Here is a 22,670-nt window from a genome sequence, read left to right as displayed (position 1 = left end):
GATGAATATTAAAAAGATTATTTTTCCGATGGCATGCATGCTTTCAGTAGCTGCCTACGGACAAAAAGTACAGGTAAAAACCGACAGTACCACTAAGAAAGCCCCGGTCGATTACAGCAAACTCATTCCAGAAAGTGCTTCAAGCCAGAACGGATTGTTTGATGTAAAACGCGTAGACCAGAAATGGTTTTTCGAAGTGCCGGATAGCATGCTTAACCGCTATATTTTAGTGATAACCCGCTATGTGAGTACCCCGCAGGGTATGGGCAGTTTTGGAGGCGAGCAGGCCAATGAGCAAACTGTTTATTTTGAGAAAGGCAATAACAACAACCTTTTGCTGAGATCAGTTTTATATCGCCAGGATGCAAAAAACAGCGAAACATCCATTTACAAAGCTGTAATGCAATCGCAGGAAAACCCGATTGTGGCTGCATTTGATATTAAGGCTAAAAACCCTAAAACAGGCAATGCAGTAATTGAGGTGACCGATTTCTTTAAAAAAGATAATCCCATTGTATCGATTGCTGCTAATGAAAAATCGGAGAAAAAACTGGGCAGTGTAGCCGATGACCGTTCTTTTATTGAGAAGATTAATACTTATCCGATTAATATTGAAGTTAAAACCACCAAAACCTATACATCTTCAGCCGGAAACATCCCTTCAGGAGCCTTAACCGGTGCGGTAACAGTACGCTTAAACACATCCTTTGTGCTTTTACCTAAGGTACCCATGCGCAAACGTTTTGCTGATGAGCGCGTAGGTTATTTCAACAACAAATACATTTTGTTTGATGAAGACAGACAGCATGCAGATGCGAAGTACTTTATCGAAAGATACCGCCTGGAGCCCAAAGATGCCGATTTAGAAAAATACAAAAAAGGCAAACTGGTTGAACCTAAAAAGCAGATTGTTTATTACATCGATCCGGCTACGCCGAAAAAATGGCGTCCGTATTTAATTGCTGGTATAAACGACTGGCAGAAAGCTTTTGAAAAAGCTGGTTTTAAAAATGCTATTGTAGGTAAAGAATGGCCTGAAGCCGATACCACCATGAGTTTAGAGGATGCCCGTTTCTCTGTAATCAGGTATTATGCTTCTGAAACACCTAATGCTTATGGCCCAAGAATTAGCGACCCACGCAGTGGCGAAATTATTGAAAGCCATGTAGGCTGGTACCACAATGTGATGAAACTGGTACAAAGCTGGTACATGATCCAGGCTGGTGCGTTGGATGAAAGGGCACGAAAAATGAATTTTGATGATGAATTAATGGGACAGTTAATCCGCTTTGTTTCTTCGCATGAAATTGGCCATACCATTGGTTTAAAACACAATATGGGCGCCAGCAGCCAAACCCCGGTTGAAAAGTTAAGGGATAAAAAATGGGTAGAAGCCAACGGCCATACCGTTTCGATTATGGATTATGCCCGCTTTAACTATGTAGCACAACCCGAAGATCATATTGCACCTGAAGGCATTTATCCGCGCATTGGTGCTTACGATAAGTGGGCCATTAACTGGGGTTACCGTTATTACGACCAGGTTAAGGATGAGTATGCAGAGGAGAAGATTACCAAAAAAATGATTCTCGATTCGCTTACAGCCAACCCTAAACTTTGGTTTGGCGGCGAAGGAAAAGAAGAAGATCCGCGTAGTCAAACTGAAGATCTTGGCGATGATGCCATTGCTGCGAGCGATTACGGCATTAAAAACCTGAAAAGGGTAGTGCCTAACCTGGTAAAATGGACTTATGAGCCCGGCGACCTTTATAACAATTTGAGCGATATGCACAAAGGAGTTGTGCGCCAGTTTAGCCGCTACCTTTACCATGTAATGAAAAACATTGGTAACAGCTACGTAACCAAAAGAAGTACCGATGAAGCTGGTTTGGTTTATACGGAAGTGCCTAAAAAACGCGTAAAAGCAGTGGTTGACTACGTAGGACGTCAATTGTTCGATGCGCCAATCTGGTTATATCCTACAGCGATTACCAGCCGGATTGCTACCCGCCCGATGGATGATATTGTTGAGCAGCAAAACCAGATGCTGAACATGTTTTTAAGTCAGGGTTTAATTTACAACTTAAGCCAGAAAGCTTTGAATTCTGCTGATCCATATACAGTAAAAGAGTATTTAAACGACTTGAAAAATACCACCTGGATTAAATTTAGTGGGGTTGAAGCCAGCGATGTTTTCCGCAGAAGCTTACAGCGTTCGTACCTCGAAAAGTTAAACATGCTCATTAATCCAAAAGATATTACTGATGGTAAGGCCATGACTACTGCACAGCGCAGCGATGTACGTTTAGAAGCCATTACACATTTAAACGACATTAAAGAAACCGTTAAAGTGCTTGTTACACAAACCAGCGGAATTAATCAGCTACACCTGAAAGATATGCTTCAGGAAATCGAGAAAATAACTAAAAAATCAAATACAAATGCCTAATATGAAACGTTCACTTATTATTTTGCTCAGCGCTACCTTATGGTTAGGCTACACAGCAAAAGCACAGGTACTTACTTCGCTGCAGGAAGTGGGTACACCAGAATTGGCCCAGAAACGTGAAGCCTTAAAAGAATCGGTAATGACCAGCTATCTGGGCATTAAAAACAGCCTGGTTAAATCAGACTCAGTTGGTGCGGTTAAATTTGCTACCGAACTGATCGCCAATTTAAGCCAGTTTAAGTTCAAAAAACTTTCATTGGAGAAAATGAACGAGGCCACCACTACGCGTAAAGAAATGATTGAGCTGGCGCAATCTATCGCAGCTACCAAATCAATCAACAAACAACGTAGCGAAATGGATAAACTATCGGTTAAAATGTGGTCGGTTATAGAAAGATTTAAACCCGAAAAAACGAGTTTATATAAACAGGTTTGCCCTATGACAGGTACTACCTGGATTAGTGATGATAAAGCGATTCAAAATCCTTATTACCCTAAAAACATGCTTACCTGTGGCGAGGTTAAAGCCAGCATTTAAAAAAAGAAAATATTTAGTTAATGATAAAAGCGGCAATCTGGATAGATGCCGCTTTTTTATTGATTAATTGAGACAGAAGAACGGGCAAACATTTGCCCGCTTTTTTTTTAATTGTAAAGCCCAATCTCGGCTAATGCGGCAAATTGTAATCCGTCATGCGCGTTATTGGCTATTACTTTAAGGTATCTGAATGTTTTGCTGCTGCCAAAGGCGAAATATTGTGCGCCCGTAGCGTTTTGTGCAGTATAGCTGTTAACTGCAGTAAAAGTTACATTATCCGTACTGGTTAACACCTGAAAATCTTTAACGGCGCGTGCCAGGCTGTTCCTTTGTACTAAACTTAAGCCCTTGGCCGTTTTAGATGATCCCAAATCGATTACAATCTGGTGCGGATAACTGGTTGCTGTACTGGTCCAGCGTGAGTGCCAGTAAGTGCTGAAACTGCCATCAATTAATGTAGCAGCCCTGCCGTTGGTAGCACCTTCGCCGCTGGTTTCTTCCGAGCTGAAAGAATTGATCGTCCAGCCGGTTTTGCTTAATTCGTTTAGTGGTGCAACATTATCCTGCAGCGTAGAAGGATCGGTAGTTGGCGCAGGTAAGCCTAAAGCAGCCATATCCGTATGAATTTGTGTGGTGGCAGCCGCAGTTGATAAATTCAAACCCCATTTCGTAAAGAAATTACTCAAATTTTTACCCGATATGTTACAGGCTTTCAGCATGAAATAACGCAGTTTATCATCATCGTTGGCTAATGTTGGGTTTTCTACACGCATATTTTTTGATAAGGTGCGGTAAAAGTTATCACCATAAGCCAAAGTCAGCTGCTGGAACATGGCTAACCTGATCCAGACATCCGTTAAGGGGTTGGCATAGCTGGTTGATCCGTTAAAATCTTTGGTGCCATCGGCTTTGCCTAAGTAGGTGAAAACTTTTGGCCAGGTACCATCGTTTACGAGCCTGTTGATAGAAGGGGTAAGCGTACGCTGTACATATAAACTGTACAGGTTAACGGTAACTTCGCCAAGGGTGCCCCAACGCCACATCATCTGGTGCTGGTGCCCCAGCTCATGCCACATGCCCCAACCATTGGTGCCTACACTGTTTAAAGTTAGTATGGCATTTACATCAGAGGTGGTATAAGCTGTGCGGTAATCGTAAGCAAAAAAGTAATAGGCCGGGTCTTCATGCTGGGTAAGCAGATAAGTATGTACATTTTTGGCATGTACCGGTAACGAATTGTCTAAGCCGTTCAAATCATCTTCAAGCGCAATAACCTGCGTAATTTTGTTTAATATGGCCGCCTGATCTTCTGTCTGGTATTGTATCGCCTTTGTACGCGAAACCACAATAAAACAGTTCGATCCTTCCAGAACCACGTCAGGCGTGGTGTAGGTTTGCAGCTGGTTAATCCAGTCGGAGTTGGTACTCACCCCAAGCTTGAAATAAGGCGCAAACTGATAACCGCTGTTAAAGGTTATTTTAGCGGTCGAACCGGTAGTAGCGTTGGTATATCTGATCCACAATAAACCACCAACTGCATTGGTAATCGTATTGGTACCTGCGGTAAGTTGTACAACCGTTGGTTGGGTGTTCCAGGTGCCATATCTGGAGTAAGTTCCAATCAGCAATTTAGGTAAACGTGTTCCGGCGGTTTGCTCTACCGTAATATCAAGCGTGGCATTTGGGGCCATGTATAAACCGGTTGCCGTAAAATCTGTTAACTGGTAGCCGTTCTTTAAGCGGTCTCTTTCAATAGAAGCGCTGATCTTTTCGGTAACATTAAAAATGTTGGTTTGTGTTGCCGATTCTACTGTTGCACCACTTTTCGGGGCTTGGTTTGTTGCCACCTCTTCGGGTAATTGCGTTGCTTTTTTACAGGCAGAAAGGCCCATTACGGCCAGGGCAGTAAAGAGTAAAAGTTTCCTTTTCATGATTAGGTTTTGTAGGTTAGGTTATCAAAATCCGTAACTAAAAATAGCTCACGGAGTTAATTGGTTTATTAGTTGGGGTTTAAATAACCTTCAGACAGCACAAATCGGGGTATTAATGCACAGTTATTTAAAATATTCGGTTACAACAGTTGTTTTTTGCTTAATGTAATGTCTTGTAAATCAATAGGACACAAAACAAAAGTCTTTCTACAACGTCAATCGAATGTATAAATATTTACAAGCAGATAAAAGGAAAAAGATTGCGCAACCGTTTGATTTTGGATGTGAAATGTATTATAAATCTCCTGGTTCATAGCACGATAAAAAGCTGCACTATAGTTTTTTGACCGAAAGCTGTTAGATTGTATAGCGCTTTTGCCAGGTGTTTAGTTATTGATGTTAGTTTTATAGGCTTACCATCAATAATGGCCATGTTAAATTTGGCCCAATCATAAAACAAGACTGATCCAGTCTTTTTTCATGCAGCATTAAAAATACAGATGTTTTAAAATTGTGCTAATTGCGAGTGATTAAATTACAGCCGATCAAACGTTTGCGCGATAATAGCCTGGAATTAACTTTTATTTATTTCTGAAGTATTGCTTAATATTGATGAACCCTGGTAGATGTTGTGGCATATTTTTATCGAACAGCCTTACCCGGAGCGCATAAATATTGGGAAAAAAGGGCATATCAGATTTCAAAGGTGTAGTTAAGGTCAGATAAGCAGCAGTCAGTTCCCCAATTTTGGCAAGTATTAATTCTAACCTTAAATAAATGAAAATTCCATTACTGATTTTATTGACTTTTTTCGGCTTGCAAAGCTTCGCGCAAAAAAAGCCCAATGTGATTTTAATCTGCGCTGATGATTTAGGCTATGGTGACCTGAGCTGTTATGGAGCCACCAAGCTGCATACGCCGAATCTGGATAAACTTGCTGCAAGTGGCATCCGTTTTACTAACGGACATTCGACTTCGGCAACCTGTACGCCTGCACGTTATGCTTTAATGACGGGCGAATACCCATGGCGTAAAAAAGGAACCGGTATTTTGCCCGGCGATGCGGCACTGATTATCCCTACCGATCGCAAAACCTTACCAAAAGTTTTTAAGGAGGCTGGCTATCAGACAGCGATTGTAGGCAAATGGCACCTGGGTTTGGGCGAACAGGTAGAAAAAAACTGGAACGGTGAAATTAAACCCGGCCCCAATGAAGTTGGGTTTGGCTATTCGTTTATTTTTCCGGCTACTGCAGACCGTGTACCAACAGTCTTTTTACAAGATCACAGGGTAGTTGCACTAGATAACGATGATCCGATTGATGTAAATTACAAGCAGAAAATTGGCAACGAGCCTACCGGAAAGGAAAACCCTGAGTTGTTAAAAATGAAGAGTTCGCCAGGGCAGGGACATGATAACACCATCGTAAACGGCATTGGCCGCATCGGTTTTATGACTGGAGGCAAACTGGCCAGATGGACAGATGAAGAGCTTTCATTTACCTTCCTGGCCAAGGCAAAACAATTTATTGCTGAGAAAAAGCAGTCGCCTTTTTTCCTTTATTTTGCTTTAACCGAACCACATGTACCGCGTATGCCAGCAACCATGTTTAAAGATAAAAGCGGTTTAGGAGCACGGGGTGATGCTATTTTGCAGTTAGACTGGACGGTGGGTGAGATTATGAAAGAGCTCCAAAAACAGGGTATTGCCCAAAACACCATGATTGTTTTTACCAGCGATAATGGTCCGGTACTGGATGATGGCTACCAGGATGGCGCAGTAACCCGCCTGAACGGACATACACCTGCCGGTACGCTTAGAGGTGGTAAATACAGTGCGCTTGAAGCCGGTACGCGTGTTCCCTTAATCATTAACTGGCCAGCAGGAATTAAACCAGCCGTTTCTGATGCACTGGTATCGCAAATTGATTTTATCCAGTCTTTTGCAGCCTTGTTGCAAACTAAAGTGCCAACTGGCACCGCAACCGACAGCGAAAACCAACTTGCTGCTTTCCTGGGTAAAAATAAAACCGGCCGCTCGGTATATGTAGAACAGGGTGGAGCACTTTCGATTATTAAAGACAACTGGAAATACATTACACCTGAAAAAGGTACTGCCTATGCCAAACTGGTAGGTATAGAAACCGGTAACCTGGAAACACCTCAGCTTTATGACTTGAGTAAAGATAAAGAAGAGAAACATAACCTTGCTGATACTTATCCTGATAAGGTAAAAGCGCTTGCTACTTTACTGGCAGAGATTAAAGCGAAGTAGTACGCTACATTTTGATGTGAAAAGCATCGTTTCATAAGGCAGGCAATCCGTAATGGGATTGCCTGCTTTTTTGTTTTATTAGAGTGTTTATAAGCTTGTCCTCCTGAGCGGAGTCGAAGGACTTTAGTTATTCCTTGCTATGATCCGTCATTCCCGCGCAGGCGGGAACCACGAAGTGCTCAGCGAAGCTAATCTTACTTCGGTTACTATTTTCTTTTCCCTTCACACAGTCTTGCCTCGGCTAGCCGCCGAACCGCTTTTACCTTTTTCTTGATAAAAAGGTAACCAAACCTGAGCGCAGCGAAAGCATGCCCGCCAATGAAAACAACAACAAAGGGGGCATAAATCAAGGCTGGGATCTGATGTTGGATAAAATCGTCAAAGCTTTTATTGCGGCAGCGCAAGCCCTCCCGAATAATTTCGGGACAGGCTGACGAAAAGTCGGGAAAGACACGCTGCCTTGGGTAATGCTTTTTGAACGGTTGTGCAGAAGCTTTAACGTTTTCTCCTGCCATCATCTCCTATGCCGGAGGCAGGGTGCGGATCCGCCTCGCCATCATGCAGATCCGATAGCTATCGGATTTGTTTCAGCACCTCTCTTTAGTTCGCGCTTTTCAATAAGAGCCCCTGAAACACCCGTCCGACTGGCCGGGCGGAAGTTCAGGGTGACGTACTGTAGATTTCTGCATAGATAATCTGGCTCATATATCCATCACCTCGCCGTCATGCTGATCCGATAGCTATCGGATTTGTTTCAGCATCTCTCTACACTGTATCTAGGAGACTCTGAATCAGCCGACCGGCCGGGCGGAAGTTCAGGTTGACAGAGGCAGAGAAAGCGATGAATTTGTAAACTCGCTTTACAATTAAAACCAATCCAAATGAGTAAATTTAAATAGCACCAATATTTATGGTTATGGATTCAACTCTTCCACATTTTGATCCCGTAAAATATAAGCAAACCACGCACCAGCAATGGCAGGAAGCCGCAGAGGCCTGGTACCGCTGGAGCCCCCTGTTACATCGTTGGCTGGGTGAAACTACCAATAAAATGCTCGATATGGCAGGCTTAAAAATTGGACAAAAGGTGCTTGATATTGCTGCCGGTGCAGGCGAACAATCTATTACAGCAGCTAAGCGGGTCGGACCAACAGGTCAGGTTTTAGCTACCGATATTTCTGCCAATATTCTCGAATATGCGAAACAAATGGCAGTGCAGGCTGGTATCAGCAATATTAAAACCGCGGTAATGGATGGCGAAAACCTGACGATAGAGGATGAAACCTTTGATGTGGTTATTTCAAGAGTGGGATTGATTTATTTTCCCGATCAGCAAAAAGCACTGAAAGAAATGTTGCGCGTGCTTAAGCCCGGTGGTAAAATAGCAGCTATTGTTTATTCTTTACCCGAAAAGAATACATTTTTCTCCATACCTGTAAGCATTATTCGTAACCGTGCGCAATTACGTGCTCCATTGCCTGGTCAGCCGGGGCCTTTTAGTTTAAGCCAAAAAGGTGTAATTGAAAATGCTTTTTCTATGGCAGGCTTCAAAAAGGTAACATCGGTATTGGTTAATGCGCCATTAATTTGCACATCAGCCAAAGAATGCCTGCAGTTCGAAAAAGAATCGTTCGGGGCTTTGCATCAGATGATGAGTGGCCTATCCGAAACAGAGAAAGCCGCGGTGTGGGATGAAATTGAAAGCGCACTCGGGCAGTTTGAAACTGAAAACAGTTTTGAAGGCCCATGTGAAATGCTGGTGGCTTTAGGAGAGAAGGTTTAGGTGATTTCCTTTATTTTTATTGATCCACTCACCCTCGCCGTCATGCTGTTCCGATTCATCGGGATTAGCACCTCTCTTCAGTTCGCACTTTTCAATGAGAGACCCTGAAACGAGTTCAGGGCGACGGCGAGAGGGGGCGATCTCATTGACGATCCGTCCATTCCCGCGCGGGCTGGAACCACGAAGGGCTCAGCGAAGCTTACTTCGGTTGCTATTTTCTTTCCCTTCACACAGTCTTGCCTCGGCTAGCCGCCGAACCACTTTTTCTTTTCTCTTGATAGAAAAGAAACAAAAGATCAAGGCTTGGATCTTCTCTTGTAAAAACCTACGAAAAACTGAATGACGGCAGTCTCTAGGCGCTTTGCCACGCTTCGGCCAATACACGCGCTTGCTCCTGCCTTGGGCAGTGCAGATATTGAAGTCAGTGCAAAGCTTTTCGTGCTTTTTCCTGCGAAAATCTCCTATGCCGGAGGCAGGGTGTAGATAGCATGGTGCAGAACCCTTGCACATCCCTTTGTTCCGCATTGTCATGCTGAGCGCAGCGAAGTATCCCTCTGTAGTTCACTGCAGTAAAGAAGAGACCCTGAATCAAGTTCAGGGTGACAGAGACAGGGAAGCCGATGAATTTGTAAACTCACGTCACGATCTAAACCAATCCAATTATTGTATATTTGAGTAAGAACAGGCTCACCAAATAATCATCTCAAATGAACATACCCGCCCAAATAGCAGCTTACATTGCCAGCCAACCCGATGCCAAACGCAACGACCTGCAAACTTTGCACAACATCATTATTGATTTAGTGCCTGATGCACAGCTCTGGTTTCTTGATGGTAAAAATAGTGAAGGTAAGGTGGTTTCCAATCCAAATATTGGTTATGGGTTTTACACAATTACTTATGCCGATGGCAGCACCAAAGATTTTTATCAGATTGGTTTAAGTGCTAATACTTCTGGCATTTCAGTTTACATTATGGGCCTTGAAGATAAGCAATACCTGGCCCGAACCTATGGCACCAAAATTGGCAAGGCTACAGTTACCAGTTATTGCATTAAGTTTAAAGCGTTGAAAGACATTGATGTAAATGTGCTTCGGGAGGCAGTACGTGGCAGGCTTGAGGATAAGGTCTGATCTGACAGATATGTCCATTCGCCTGGCTAATAGCGGGTCAAAATTGCAAATTCAGGCTGATATTTAAGGAAATTACAACGCTGAGATGATTTACTTTTGCACCGCCGACAATACCCGACGGCACTTTAACTCATGCATTTAAATTATAAACAAGCTGTTCTGCTTACTTTACTCGCTGCTTCACTATGGGGCATATCAGGAACTTTTGGACAATTTCTCTTCAATGAAAGAGATATGAATGTGGAATGGTTAATCACCGTTCGGCTTCTGATTTCAGGTTCCTGTTTGTTGCTTTTTGCCAGGTTTAGGGAAAAGGCAGATACGATGGCGATCTGGAGAGAGAAAAAGAATATTGTTCCGTTATTGGTTTTTGGCATTTTCGGCATGCTTGGCGTTCAGTATACCTACTTTGCTGCAATAAAACATTCGAATGCTGCAACTGCAACGGTTTTACAGTTTACCGGTCCCATTATTATTGCTTTGTATCTTGCTGCAAAGTACAGGCGTGTACCGCCATTTCTTGAACTCATTGCTATCCTGCTTGCTATACTCGGTACATTTCTGCTGGTTACACAAGGAAGGTTTGATAGCCTTTCAATTTCCACAACAGCATTGTTTTTCGGTTTAGCCTCTGCCGTAACCCTGGCGCTGTATTCACTTCAGCCTAAAATGCTGATGCAAAAGTATAACGCATCAATCGTAGCTGGCTGGGGTATGCTCATTGGTGGAGTAGCTTTCTGTTTTATTCATGCTCCCTGGGCTATTGAAGGAAAATGGGATTATCAAACGGTGATTAGTCTGGCTGTGATCATTATTCTTGGAACCTTAATTGCATTTTATGCCTACCTAAGCGGCGCCAAGATCATAGGTGCACAAAAAGCCAGTTTGTTAGCGTCTGCCGAACCATTGGTAGCGGTGATTATTTCTGTAGTATGGCTGAAAACATCTTTCGGGCTTATCGACTGGATTGGCAGTTTATTAATTATTTCAACCATTTTCCTCTTGTCGAAGAATAAGTAAACAAAGTTTCTATAGTTTTGATTATAGTGTAAATTGCCTGTTTCATTTATATTTCATACACTACCACATTATGTTGGATAAATTTGATCTGGATATTCTGGCTTTTATGCAAGCCAATAACCAAACCTCGCAACGCCATATCGGTGATCAGATAGGTTTATCGGCCGCTGCGGTACAAAGACGTGTCAAGCGCCTCAGGGAAGACGGTTTTATTGCCGCCGATATATCAGTAATAGACCGAAACTTAACCGGAAGCCAGATCACGATCATTGTCGAAATATTTCTGGTTAGCGAGGAAATCGAACTTATCGACCAGATGAAAAAGGTCTTTAAGGAAACACCTGAAATTCAACAATGTTATTATGTAACCGGCGAGTCTGATTTCTTTTTAATTGTTGTGGTGCCGACTATGTCTGAATACGAAAAGCTAACCAGAAGGGTTTTCTTTTCAAATGCCAATATAAAACGCTTCAGAACAGTGGTTGCCATGGGATTGGAGAAAATTGGACTGGATATTCCGCTTCAATACCTGGTTCAGCAATTATGATCGTCTCATAGTCTTGGTGAATTTCCACGCAGCCAGATGGTTAATTGGTTTGAGACGTTAAGGTGTCATCCTGAGCGGAGTCGAAGGACTTTCATTATTCTCTTCCACACTTCGTCATTCCCGCACAGGCGGGAACCACGAAGTGCTCAGCGAAGCTAATCTTAGCCATTGTTGTTTTATTTTGTTCTATGCTTGCAGGCGTTAGTTTTATGCTTGCAGGTGGCAGTTCTATACTTGCAGGCGTTAGTTCTATGCTTGCAGGCGTTAGTTCTATGCGTGCAGGTGGTAGTTTTATGCTTGCAGGTGGTAGTTTTATGCTTGCAGGTATTAGTTCTATGCTTGCAGGCGTTAGTTCTATGCGTGCAGGTGGCAGTTCTATGCTTGCAGGTGTTAGTTCTATGCTTGCAGGTGGTAGTTTTATGCGTGCAGGTATTAGTTCTATGCTTGCAGGTATTAGTTTTATGCTTGCAGACTGAGACTGGGGTCTATTCAATAAACTGTGTCAAAAGGATAGTTAATAACTTTTGAAGCAAGTTTGAGCGGAGAACTTGATGAACATTTGCAGGATGATGTTAGTGTTTTGTCTTTGTTTCTTTGTTGCCATTTTTCAGTCTTTAACGACAAGCTATTACAGGACAAGACAATTAGTAATTCTATTGAAATTTTGTAGATTAGCCAAACGGAAGTGCTTCGATCGCCCTCGTGCATAAAGCAGTATTCCGTTGCCTGCAATGCTAAACAAGATTATTCTAAACTTTGACAAAGCATGACGAACAAAATACAAGAAAGTTTATGGCGACAATTTGGAGCAAGTATTGACATGCTTATTAATGTGATTTCAAACTGCCCGGTAGATTTTTTCTTAGACAACAAACGATTTTATTATTTAGTATATCACAGTGTTGTTTTCTTAGATTATTATTCTACAATTCCACCCAGACCTTTTTCGCCAATTCTATCATTCACTATTCAGCCACCAAACCAAAGACCAAAAGAATCAATAGGCGACATGATTCCTGATAAGATTTATAGCAAACAGGAATTGCTTGATTATTTACAAGCTACTCGTTTGAAATGCAAAAAACTAGTTGACAGCTTGACAGACAATGAGAAGCTGGACATCCGGTTTACAGAAGGAAACCAAGAAGGTGACATGGACTATCCAATTTTGGAAATATTACTTTATAACCTGCGACACACCCAACACCATATAGGGCAATTAAATCTAATAATGCGACAAGACTTAGGTAAATATATGGAATGGGCTTTTCGGGTTGACGAACTGAATTAGCAGGTATCAAAAGCACATGCAGGCAACAAGCGGTTTTGCAATAGTAGGGCCAGAAGTCATTGGCTCAACTTTGATAATTCTATTTAACTTTAGTGTAAAACTTGATTGAAGCAACAGCGATGCTGTAAGATAGCATATCATAGACACGCTCAATATCCTTAATCGTTCTCGTTTGTCACAAAGTGATTCCTTTGGAATAACGAGGATGGCAGAGATCAGCGATTTTATCGCCATTTTAAGTTTATATTTTTTTGCTATTATAATGCATTTGAAATTCATGCTGCCGGGAATGCTGCCAAAACTTTTTAAACACAAAAAAGCCCCACATTTCTGTGAGGCTTTCTGTGATCCCGCTGGGATTCGAACCCAGGACCACTACATTAAAAGTGTAATGCTCTACCAGCTGAGCTACGGAATCTTCTTTATTTAAAACGTTATCCGTTTCCTTTAAAGTGGTGCAAATATAGGGTTCTAACCTATTTCCTGCAAATAAAAAATCGTTAAAACTGCTAACTGTATTGATTTATAGGTGAATTAATTATTTGCCTTCTCTTTTTTAAATAGAATTGATATTTTTATCGCTCAATATTTAATCCCCAACATGCACAAATCTTTCCGTTTACTCTTTTTCCTGCCTTCGCTCTGCCTATTTTCCTGCCAGTCCAATTCATCTGATGAAGCGGCACAGGCCAGACACAAACAAGATTCGCTGGCTTCGTGCGAGAAAAATATGCCCAGCCGTTTCGGCGCGGTAAAAGATACTTCCAGTTTCGCCGGTAAAGCATTGAGTCATGAAGGGATGGTTTTAATTCCAGCTGGTGAGTTTGCGATGGGTGCCGGTGATAAAGAGGGCAGGGAAGACGAATATCCGCAACACCAGGTTAAAGTAGCTTCTTTTTGGATGGATGTTACAGAGGTTACCAATGCCAGTTTTCAGGAATTTGTAAATGCTACCGGTTATGTAACCACCGCCGAGCGTAAACCGGATTGGGAAGAAATGAAAAAGCAGTTGCCTGCAGGAACGCCTAAACCACCTGATAGTGTTTTTGTTGCTGCTTCGCTGGTTTTTTATCAACCTAAAAGCGTTACCAGCTTAAACGATGCTTCGCAATGGTGGGCCTGGATAAAAGGTGCAGACTGGAAACATCCGCACGGACCAAAAAGTAGCATTAAAGGCAAAGAGAATTATCCTGTTGTACATATCTCATGGGATGATGCCATGGCTTATTGTAAATGGTCGGGCAAACGCTTACCCACAGAGGCCGAATGGGAATTTGCAGCACGTGGCGGTTTAAAAAATGAAAAATACCCATGGGGTAACGAAGACATAGAAAAGGGCAAACCTAAAGCCAATACCTGGCAGGGGAGTTTCCCGGTAAAAAATACCGATTGGGATGGTTACAATGGTCTTGCTGCGGTAAAACGCTTTAAAGCCAATGGTTATGGGCTTTACGACATGGCCGGTAATGTTTGGGAGTGGTGCAGCGATTGGTACCGCCCTGATTATTATGCCAAACTTTCGGGGATTACCGATAACCCTAAAGGACCAGCCGATAGTTACGACCCGATGGAGCCAACCGTTCCAAAGCGTGTGGTTAGGGGAGGTTCGTTTATGTGTAATGCTTCTTACTGCAAAGGTTACCGGGTAACTTCAAGGATGAAAACTTCAGCAGATACCGGGCTTGAGCATACCGGTTTCAGGTGCGTAAGCTCCAATTAAGCTGATGCTTGTTAAATTGAAAATCACGCAAACGTTTGTTATCTAAATTATTGAATTATTTGTTTAGTTTGGCACAATCAAATTAAACCGAACCGAATATTTATGCAACAAACAACAAAACCAGGCCAAACGCAGGGGCCAAAACCGCTCATTATTATATGTGCCTTATTCTTTATTTTTGGCTTTGTAACCTGGGCAAACGGAACCTTAATTCCTTTCTTTAAGTTATCTTTTGGCTTATCTAACTTACAGGCATTCTTTGTAACCTTTGCCTCGTATATGGCTTATTTCTTTTTAGCCTTACCATCATCATGGATACTTAAAAAAGTAGGTTTTAAAAACGGCATTGTTTTAGGTCTTGTTATTTTGGGCTTAGGTTCACTAATCTTTATACCTGCAGCTCAAACCCGTACTTTCGGTCTTTTCTTAACCGGTATTTTTGTTCAGGGTGCTGCTTTAGCTTTGCTTCAAACGGCTTCTAACCCATATTTAACTATTATTGGCCCAATAGAAAGTGCGGCAAAAAGGATCAGTATGGCGGGTATCTGCAATAAATTTGCAGGTATGATTGTGCCTTTGATTATGGGAAGCCTGTTTTTGAAAAATGCTTCAGAGGTTGAAAAGCAGATCCAGGCTGCAACAGGAGCAGCACATGAGCAATTGTTAAATGAGGTTTTAGGCCGTGTTAATATGCCTTATATTGTACTGGCTATTGTTTTCTGTCTATTTGCTGTGGTGATTAAATTTACCGATTTACCAGAGGTAGAGGTTGAAGAAGATGTGGTTGACGAAACCAAAGGTGAAGTGGTAAAGCACAAAAGCATTTTCCAGTTTCCACACCTGTTTTTAGGTTCGCTATGTATTTTTGTATATGTAGGTGCCGAAGTTATGGCTGGCGATATTATCGGTATTTACGGTCGTGAGTTAGGTATTAGCGCCGAAATCAGCGGGAAATTAACGTCTATCACGCTGTTTAGTATGTTAATCGGTTATATTGTAGGTATCATTACCATTCCAAAATACATTTCACAGCAAAAAGCATTACGGATTTGCGCAATCTTAGGTATCGCTTTCGCCATTTTATCTTTCGCTATATCTACCTGGTTTGCGGTTATTTTTGTGGCACTACTTGGTTTGGCTAACTCGTTAATGTGGCCGGCAATTTTCCCACTGGGCATTAGTCATTTGGGTAAATTTACCAAAATAGGTTCGGCAATTATGATTATGGGTATTGCAGGTGGGGCTTTAATGCCTTTATTATATGCTTTCCTGAATGAAAAATTACATATTCACTTTCAGTTGGCTTACCTTTTAACGGTATTGCCTTGTTATTTGTATATTCTTTATTTCGCTGTAAAAGGACATAAAGCCGGATTAAATTTAAAATAACCCAAACCAAATAAATTGTATGAGAAGCCCGGTCTGAAAAGATTGGGCTTTCTTTTGTCCTTTATTTTCAGTTATTTTGCCCAAATTATAATAGTATCAGGTCTTGATACTAAAATCTTGATACTAAAACTAAATCCCGATACTAAAACCAATAATGAATAAAGCTATTTTTCTCGACCGTGACGGCGTGCTTAACCACGAAATATACGATTACATTACACGCGTTGAAGATTTTAAAATCCTTGATTATCAAATTCCGGTATTAAAACGCTTTTTTGACGAAGGTTACCTTTTAATTGTAATTACCAATCAGGGCGGTATTGCGTTAAAGCGCTACAGCGAGCAGGAGCTGGCCATTATGCACCAGATGTTACGCAATGCTTTTGTAGCTAAAGGAGCTGATATTGCCGGTTTTTACTATTGTCCGCATCACCCAACCGTTGGCGGCGAATGCAAGTGCCGTAAACCAGCTTCAGGCATGATCCTGGATGCTATCGATATGTACGATATTGACCCAAAACAATCGGTTATGATTGGCGATAAACCGCGCGATGTGGAAGCAGCCAATGGAGCAGGAGTGAAGGGTATTCTGATCGAACCGGATGAACAGATTAATTACGAGCAGGTTAAAGAGGTACTTAGTCGTGAGTCTTTGGTTTAGTTTGGAGTTTTAGGTTGGGAGTTTGGAACAGCCTAATCCTTATAATCATTTAAAAACGAAAAAGTCCTGAGCTTTAAGTCGAAAACCGACTCAAGACTCAGGACTTTATTTTTAGGGTATGGGTTTTGACTCTGAACTCAGATCTCCAGACTCCAAACTTATTTACCTGCCGCTTTAGCGTGATCGGCTAAGAAAGTAGCTAAACCAGTATCAGTTAAAGGGTGTTTTAATAAACCAACAATTGCAGCTAAAGGAGCTGTAATTACATCGGCACCTAATTTAGCGCAGTTTACAATGTGCAATGGTCCGCGGATTGATGCTGCTAAGATTTGTGTTTCGTAACCGTAGTTATCAAAAATGGTTCTGATATCTTCGATTAAAACCAAACCATCGCTCGAAATATCATCTAAACGACCTAAGAACGGAGATACATAAGTTGCTCCGGCTTTAGCAGCCAATAAAGCCTGACCTGCTGAGAAAATTAAAGTACAGTTGGTTTTAATTCCTTTTGATGAAAAATATTTGATGGCTTTAACACCGTCTTTAATCATCGGAACTTTAACCACAATTTTAGGGTTTAAAGCTGCCAATGCTTCACCTTCTTTGATAATTTCTTCGAAAGTGGTCGAGATAACTTCAGCACTTACGTTGTCATCAACGATGTCGCAGATAGCTTTGTAGTGGTTAATTACATTTTCATCGCCTGTAATACCTTCTTTAGCCATTAAGCTAGGGTTGGTGGTTACACCGTCTAAAATGCCAAGATCTTGCGCTTCTTTGATTTGATCAAGATTTGCTGTGTCAATAAAAAATTTCATGCTTATAAATTCTTAAAGTGATTATTAGGTTCTGCTGTTAGAAGCCCTGAAGAATTTAATATCCCCCCTTCAGGGGATTAAGGGGGTAAAAAAAGGGCAAGCACCTTCTATCGCACCGCTACAACCTTCTACCCTTGCTATGTTCCCATCCTGGGGGAGTTCAAAGGGAGCTGGTCGTAAAAGACTTGCCCGGCCACAAAGGTAGAAAAAGAAGTTGTTTTGCAAAACCCATTTCTTTAATTTTTTATAGATTATTGCTATCTGACTGATTAATAAATTAATAAAATTTAAATGTGTACTTTTAAGTAAGCGATATAAAAGTGAAAATAGGGACAAAGCATTTGAATTGTTTATATATAAGTGTTATTTTTATATATGAAGTATTAATTAAATCGTTTTAGGTTTGATTTTATTGAAAAAAGCTCATTTATTGTACAATCTTATCATTATTATAATTGTAATTATATGTGGTTTAAATTATAAATATTTTAATTTAAGCTCTTTTAATTGAATAAGGGGTAAAATTTTTCAAAAAATTATGTCAACTCTGTAATTTACCAGAAATTTTTTATATCTTAGTGTTTCCTATACACTAACAACTAACGAGCAAAGAATGGAACCAAACAGTGGATTGTACGATGCGCAATTTGAACACGATGCCTGCGGTATTGGGTTCGTTGCACATGTGAAAGGGCGAAAATCGCATCAAATCATCTCCGATGCACTTACTATTTTAGAGAATCTAGACCATAGAGGGGCAAGTGGAGCAGAACCGAATACCGGCGACGGCGCTGGGATTATGATTCAGATTCCTCACGAATTTTTTTATGATGAATGTTTAAAAGCTGGCTTTAGCTTACCTGAAACCAATAACTATGGTGTAGGTATGTTATTTATGCCAAAAGATATCAGATCAAGAGAAGAGTGCAGAGAACTGATTTACCGTGCAGCAGAAAAACTTGGTCTGGAAATTTTAGGTTTCAGAAAAGTTGATGTAGACACAACAGATATAGGTAGTATGGCACTTTCTGTTGAGCCGGAAATAGAGCAGGTATTTATTGCCCGTCCGTATGATGTGGCACCTGGTGCAGATTTTGAGCGTAAGCTTTACATTTTTAAGAATTACCTGATTAAACTGATTGTTAACACCGTGCATGGCGGTAAAGATTTTTATATTGTTTCGCTATCTGCGCAGACTATTATATATAAAGGTCAGTTAACTTCTTTGCAAGTTCGTACTTATTTTAGCGATTTAAGCGATAAACGTGTGGTTTCGGCCTTAGGTTTGGTTCACTCACGTTTCGCAACCAATACATTCCCGTCGTGGAGACTGGCACAACCTTTCCGTTTTATCGCGCACAATGGAGAGATTAATACCTTACAAGGAAATTTAAACTGGTTCAGGGCAGGTGTTAAATCACTGGCTTCTTCGCATTTTACGCCTGAAGAGCTGGATATGCTTTTACCTGTTATTGATGAAACCAATTCAGATTCTGGCTGTTTGGATAACGTAATCGAATTGTTATTCCACGCTGGCAGAACCTTACCTCATGTTTTAATGATGTTAGTGCCTGAAGCATGGGATGGTAACGATGATATGGATCCGGTTAAAAAAGCCTTCTATGAATTCCATGCCACATTAATGGAACCGTGGGATGGACCGGCAGCAATTGCTTTTACCGATGGTAAATTAATTGGAGCTACTTTGGATCGTAACGGTTTACGTCCTTCGCGTTACGCCATCACTTCTGATGACCGTGTAATTATGGGTTCTGAAGCTGGTGCATTGGCGATTGATCAAAGTACCATTATTGAAAAAGGCCGCTTAACTCCTGGTAAAATGTTCGTAGTGGATATGGAGCAGGGGCGTATCATCAGCGATGAGGAAATTAAAACACAGGTTTGCGGCGGAAGTCCGTATGCAGACTGGATTAACCAATATCAGATCCGTTTAGAGGAGTTGCCTGAGCCACGTTTAATGTTTACCGGCTTATCGGCAGAGTCTATTTTTAAATACCAGCAGGTTTTTGGTTACAGCAGGGAAGATGTAGATCTTTTGCTTAAACCAATGGCTATTGAAGGTAAAGAGCCTATTGGTTCGATGGGTACCGATACGCCGCTTGCTATTTTATCACAACGTCCGCAACATTTATCGTCATACTTTAAGCAGCTTTTTGCTCAGGTTACCAATCCGCCTATCGATCCGATTCGGGAGAAAGTGGTAATGAGTTTGGCTAGTTTTATGGGCAGCAACGGTAACTTGTTAGATGAGAACCCTCGTCAGGCACACTGTGTAGCCATTAAACACCCAATTTTAACCAATCAGGAATTAGAAAAACTGAGAAGTATCGATACGGGTGTTTTCCAGGCTAAAACTTTACAAACCTATTTCAGGGCTGATGGTAAGCCAGGTGCTATGGCGAAAGCTTTAGACCGCTTATGCCGTTATGCTGTTGATGCTGTTGAAGATGGTTTCCAGGTAATTGTATTAAGCGACAGGGCTATCGATTCTGAGCATGCTGCAATGCCTTCGTTATTAGCGGTTTCGGCGGTACACCACCACTTAATCCGTAAAGGCTACCGTGGTGCTGTGGGTATCGTTATCGAGGCTGGTGACATTTGGGAAGTACACCATTTTGCTACTTTACTGGGCTTTGGTGTTACTGCAATTAACCCTTATCTGGCATTAGAAACCATCGGCGGTTTCCAGGAAGAATCGGGCTTATCTGCAGAGCAACTAACTAAAAACTATATTTACGCGGTAAACAGTGGTTTGTTAAAAATCTTCTCTAAAATGGGAATCTCTACCTTGCAATCATACCAGGGTGCCCAGATTTTCGAAATTTTAGGTTTAAACAAACAGGTAGTTAATACTTATTTCACTGGTGCGGTTTCGCGTATTGGTGGTTTAGGTTTAGATGAGATTGCAAAAGAAACCTTAATTAAACATCACCGCAGTTTTGGTCCTGCAACGCAGACCGAAAACTTATTGCCTGCCGGTGGTACCTATAAATACCGTCGCAGAGGTGAAGCGCATTTGTTTAATCCGCAAACTATCCACTTGTTGCAAAACGCAACGCGTAAAAACGATTACAACATTTTTAAACAATACTCTAAACTGGTAAATGAGCAAACACAACAGGCTTATACCATCAGAGGTTTGTTTGAGTTTAATTATAGCCGTCCGGCGGTTCCGTTAAATGAAGTTGAATCTACCGAGGCCATTTTAAAGAGATTTGCAACAGGGGCAATGTCATTCGGATCGATCTCGCACGAGGCACACTCAACTTTAGCTATTGCCATGAACCGCATTGGCGGAAAGAGCAATACAGGTGAGGGTGGTGAAGATGAGATGCGTTATACTAAATTGCCAAATGGCGATAGTATGCGTTCGGCTATTAAACAAGTAGCATCTGCCCGTTTTGGGGTAACCAGTTACTACTTAACCAACGCTGATGAGTTACAGATTAAAATGGCTCAGGGTGCAAAACCAGGAGAGGGTGGTCAGTTACCTGGTCACAAGGTGGATGACTGGATTGCAAAAGTTCGTCACTCTACCCCAGGTGTAGGTTTAATTTCGCCTCCTCCACACCACGATATTTACTCGATTGAGGATTTGGCACAGTTAATTTACGACCTGAAAAATGCCAACCGTGCAGCCAGGATCAATGTTAAACTGGTATCTAAAGCGGGTGTTGGTACTATTGCAGCCGGTGTGGCTAAAGCGCACGCCGATGTAATTCTGGTATCGGGTTTTGATGGTGGTACCGGTGCTTCGCCTTTAACCTCTATCCAGCACGCTGGTTTACCTTGGGAACTTGGTTTAGCAGAAGCACACCAGACCTTGGTTAAAAACAAACTGCGTAACCGGATCATTTTGCAAACAGATGGTCAGTTAAAAACAGGTAGAGATATTGCTATTGCAGCATTATTGGGAGCTGAAGAGTGGGGTGTAGCTACTGCTGCATTGGTTACTTCTGGCTGTATCATGATGCGTAAATGCCACCTGAACACTTGTCCGGTTGGTGTAGCTACGCAAGATCCTGAATTAAGGAAATTATTTACAGGTGATGCAGATCACGTTGTAAACTTATTCTATTTCCTTGCTGAGGAGTTACGTGAAATTATGGCTGAACTAGGTTTCAGAACGATTCACGAAATGATTGGTCAGGCTGATATTTTAAAAGTACGTGAATTGCCTGCAACTGATTGGAAATTAAAGCACCTTGATTTATCACCTATTTTGTTTAAAGCAGAAGAGAATGGCTTGCCTTTATTTAATACTGAAGCGCAGGATCATGGCTTGGACAACGTTTTAGATCATAAACTAATCGCCGCTGCACAATCGGCTATTGATAATAACGAGCCTGTTTTTGCAAGTTTCGAAGTTAAAAATACCGACCGTTCTTTAGGTACCATGTTATCCAACGAAATCTCTAAAGTACATTTAAGTGCCGGTTTACCGCCTGATACCATTAACTTTAAGTTTGTAGGTTCTGCCGGACAAAGTTTTGGTGCATTCAGTACCCGTGGGGTTACTTTATCGCTTGAAGGTGAGGCTAACGATTACGTAGGTAAAGGATTATCTGGTGCGAGATTAGCAGTTTATCCTTTCGCTAATTCGACTTTTGTACCTGAGCAAAATATCATTATTGGTAACGTTGCACTTTATGGAGCTACTTCGGGCGAGTTGTTTGCACGTGGTAAAGCTGGTGAACGTTTTGCTGTACGTAACTCTGGTGCAACTGCTGTTGTAGAAGGAGTTGGCGATCACGGTTGTGAGTACATGACTGGTGGTGAAGTCTTAATTCTTGGTGATACCGGAAGTAACTTTGCCGCAGGTATGAGTGGCGGTGTAGCTTGGATTTACGATGCAAACGGAACTTTTGCACGCAAATGCAATAAAGAAATGGTTGATTTAGATCCGTTACAAGCCGAAGATGAAGAGCGTATTTTAGCTTTACTTAAGTCGCATATCCGCTTAACAGACAGTAAAGTAGCTGAGTTTATCTTAAGCGATTGGAAAACACAATCAGCGCATTTTGTAAAAGTATTCCCTAAAGAATACAAAGCAGTTTTAGCAAAACGTAATCAACAAGTAAAAACACACTAAGCC

Annotated in this window: 16 protein-coding genes, 1 tRNA gene and 1 other RNA gene; 13 read left to right on the top strand and 5 right to left on the bottom strand. The window is 41.6% G+C overall.

Features of this window, described 5'->3' with window-relative positions; translation table 11 throughout:
• Window position 1 precedes the first annotated feature (1 nt).
• Together BLR37_RS01245 and BLR37_RS01240 are read left to right on the top strand one after the other, a co-directional pair.
• Complete coding sequence (locus BLR37_RS01245) at window positions 2-2,449, top strand: zinc-dependent metalloprotease (RefSeq protein WP_090763507.1); 2,448 nt, start codon at window positions 2-4, stop codon at window positions 2,447-2,449.
• Window position 2,450: 1 nt separating this feature from the next.
• Window positions 2,451-2,987 carry a DUF3347 domain-containing protein gene (locus BLR37_RS01240; protein WP_090763504.1) on the top strand — a complete coding sequence of 179 codons (537 nt, stop codon included), beginning with the start codon at window positions 2,451-2,453 and terminating at the stop codon, window positions 2,985-2,987.
• Window positions 2,988-3,094: 107 nt separating this feature from the next.
• Here the strand turns inward: BLR37_RS01240 and BLR37_RS01235 are convergent, their stop codons facing one another.
• Window positions 3,095-4,918: a M60 family metallopeptidase gene (locus BLR37_RS01235; protein WP_090763501.1), complete on the bottom strand. Its 1,824-nt coding sequence runs from the start codon at window positions 4,916-4,918 to the stop codon at window positions 3,095-3,097.
• Between the two features lie 777 nt (window positions 4,919-5,695).
• On the opposite strand from BLR37_RS01235, the gene BLR37_RS01230 reads away from it, so the two are divergent.
• Window positions 5,696-7,192, top strand: coding sequence for a sulfatase family protein (locus BLR37_RS01230; protein WP_090763498.1), 1,497 nt, complete (start codon window positions 5,696-5,698; stop codon window positions 7,190-7,192).
• A gap of 206 nt (window positions 7,193-7,398) precedes the next feature.
• Here the strand turns inward: BLR37_RS01230 and BLR37_RS01225 are convergent, their stop codons facing one another.
• Window positions 7,399-7,710: a hypothetical protein gene (locus BLR37_RS01225; protein ID WP_143009504.1), complete on the bottom strand. Its 312-nt coding sequence runs from the start codon at window positions 7,708-7,710 to the stop codon at window positions 7,399-7,401.
• Window positions 7,711-8,108: 398 nt separating this feature from the next.
• Here BLR37_RS01225 and BLR37_RS01220 point away from each other — a divergent pair, with 398 nt between their 5' ends.
• From BLR37_RS01220 to BLR37_RS01195, 6 genes are all read left to right on the top strand, one after another.
• Window positions 8,109-8,975: a class I SAM-dependent methyltransferase gene (locus BLR37_RS01220; RefSeq protein WP_090763492.1), complete on the top strand. Its 867-nt coding sequence runs from the start codon at window positions 8,109-8,111 to the stop codon at window positions 8,973-8,975.
• Between the two features lie 707 nt (window positions 8,976-9,682).
• Window positions 9,683-10,108 (top strand): DUF1801 domain-containing protein, encoded by a 426-nt coding sequence (locus tag BLR37_RS01215; protein WP_090763489.1) that lies wholly within the window; start codon window positions 9,683-9,685, stop codon window positions 10,106-10,108.
• A 132-nt stretch (window positions 10,109-10,240) separates the two neighbouring features.
• Entirely contained in the window at window positions 10,241-11,128 is an 888-nt protein-coding gene (locus BLR37_RS01210) for an EamA family transporter (protein ID WP_090763486.1), read from the top strand.
• Window positions 11,129-11,198: 70 nt separating this feature from the next.
• Entirely contained in the window at window positions 11,199-11,675 is a 477-nt protein-coding gene (locus tag BLR37_RS01205; RefSeq protein WP_090763483.1) for an Lrp/AsnC family transcriptional regulator, read from the top strand.
• 188 nt (window positions 11,676-11,863) lie between these two features.
• Entirely contained in the window at window positions 11,864-12,151 is a 288-nt protein-coding gene (locus tag BLR37_RS01200; RefSeq protein WP_090763480.1) for a hypothetical protein, read from the top strand.
• A 290-nt stretch (window positions 12,152-12,441) separates the two neighbouring features.
• The gene (locus tag BLR37_RS01195) at window positions 12,442-12,966 is read left to right on the top strand and encodes a DinB family protein (protein WP_090763477.1); all 525 of its coding nucleotides are present in this window, start codon (window positions 12,442-12,444) and stop codon (window positions 12,964-12,966) included.
• A gap of 345 nt (window positions 12,967-13,311) precedes the next feature.
• Here the strand turns inward: BLR37_RS01195 and BLR37_RS01185 are convergent.
• Window positions 13,312-13,384 (bottom strand) — tRNA-Lys (locus BLR37_RS01185).
• Between the two features lie 183 nt (window positions 13,385-13,567).
• Here BLR37_RS01185 and BLR37_RS01180 point away from each other — a divergent pair.
• The 3 genes from BLR37_RS01180 (at window position 13,568) to BLR37_RS01170 (ending at window position 16,736) form a co-directional block, all read left to right on the top strand.
• Complete coding sequence (locus BLR37_RS01180; protein WP_090763469.1) at window positions 13,568-14,686, top strand: formylglycine-generating enzyme family protein; 1,119 nt, start codon at window positions 13,568-13,570, stop codon at window positions 14,684-14,686.
• Window positions 14,687-14,788: 102 nt separating this feature from the next.
• A complete protein-coding gene (locus BLR37_RS01175) occupies window positions 14,789-16,075 on the top strand; it encodes a sugar MFS transporter (protein WP_090763465.1) in 1,287 nt (428 codons plus the stop codon).
• A 154-nt stretch (window positions 16,076-16,229) separates the two neighbouring features.
• Window positions 16,230-16,736 carry a D-glycero-alpha-D-manno-heptose-1,7-bisphosphate 7-phosphatase gene (locus BLR37_RS01170; protein WP_090763462.1) on the top strand — a complete coding sequence of 169 codons (507 nt, stop codon included), beginning with the start codon at window positions 16,230-16,232 and terminating at the stop codon, window positions 16,734-16,736.
• 158 nt (window positions 16,737-16,894) lie between these two features.
• Here the strand turns inward: BLR37_RS01170 and fsa are convergent, their stop codons facing one another.
• Together fsa and ffs are read right to left on the bottom strand one after the other, a co-directional pair.
• Entirely contained in the window at window positions 16,895-17,554 is a 660-nt protein-coding gene (fsa, locus tag BLR37_RS01165; RefSeq protein WP_039482663.1) for a fructose-6-phosphate aldolase, read from the bottom strand.
• A 91-nt stretch (window positions 17,555-17,645) separates the two neighbouring features.
• Window positions 17,646-17,745, bottom strand: an RNA gene (gene ffs, locus BLR37_RS01160) — signal recognition particle sRNA small type.
• A 422-nt stretch (window positions 17,746-18,167) separates the two neighbouring features.
• Here ffs and gltB point away from each other — a divergent pair.
• Complete coding sequence (gene gltB / locus BLR37_RS01155) at window positions 18,168-22,667, top strand: glutamate synthase large subunit (RefSeq protein ID WP_090763459.1); 4,500 nt, start codon at window positions 18,168-18,170, stop codon at window positions 22,665-22,667.
• Window positions 22,668-22,670 lie beyond the last annotated feature (3 nt).

The sequence above is a fragment of the Pedobacter soli genome (assembly GCF_900101435.1).
GTDB classification, from domain to species: Bacteria; Bacteroidota; Bacteroidia; order Sphingobacteriales; family Sphingobacteriaceae; genus Pedobacter; species Pedobacter soli.
The sequence above is the reverse complement of the archived record's forward strand: the minus strand, read 5'-3'. Positions and strand labels throughout refer to the sequence as shown.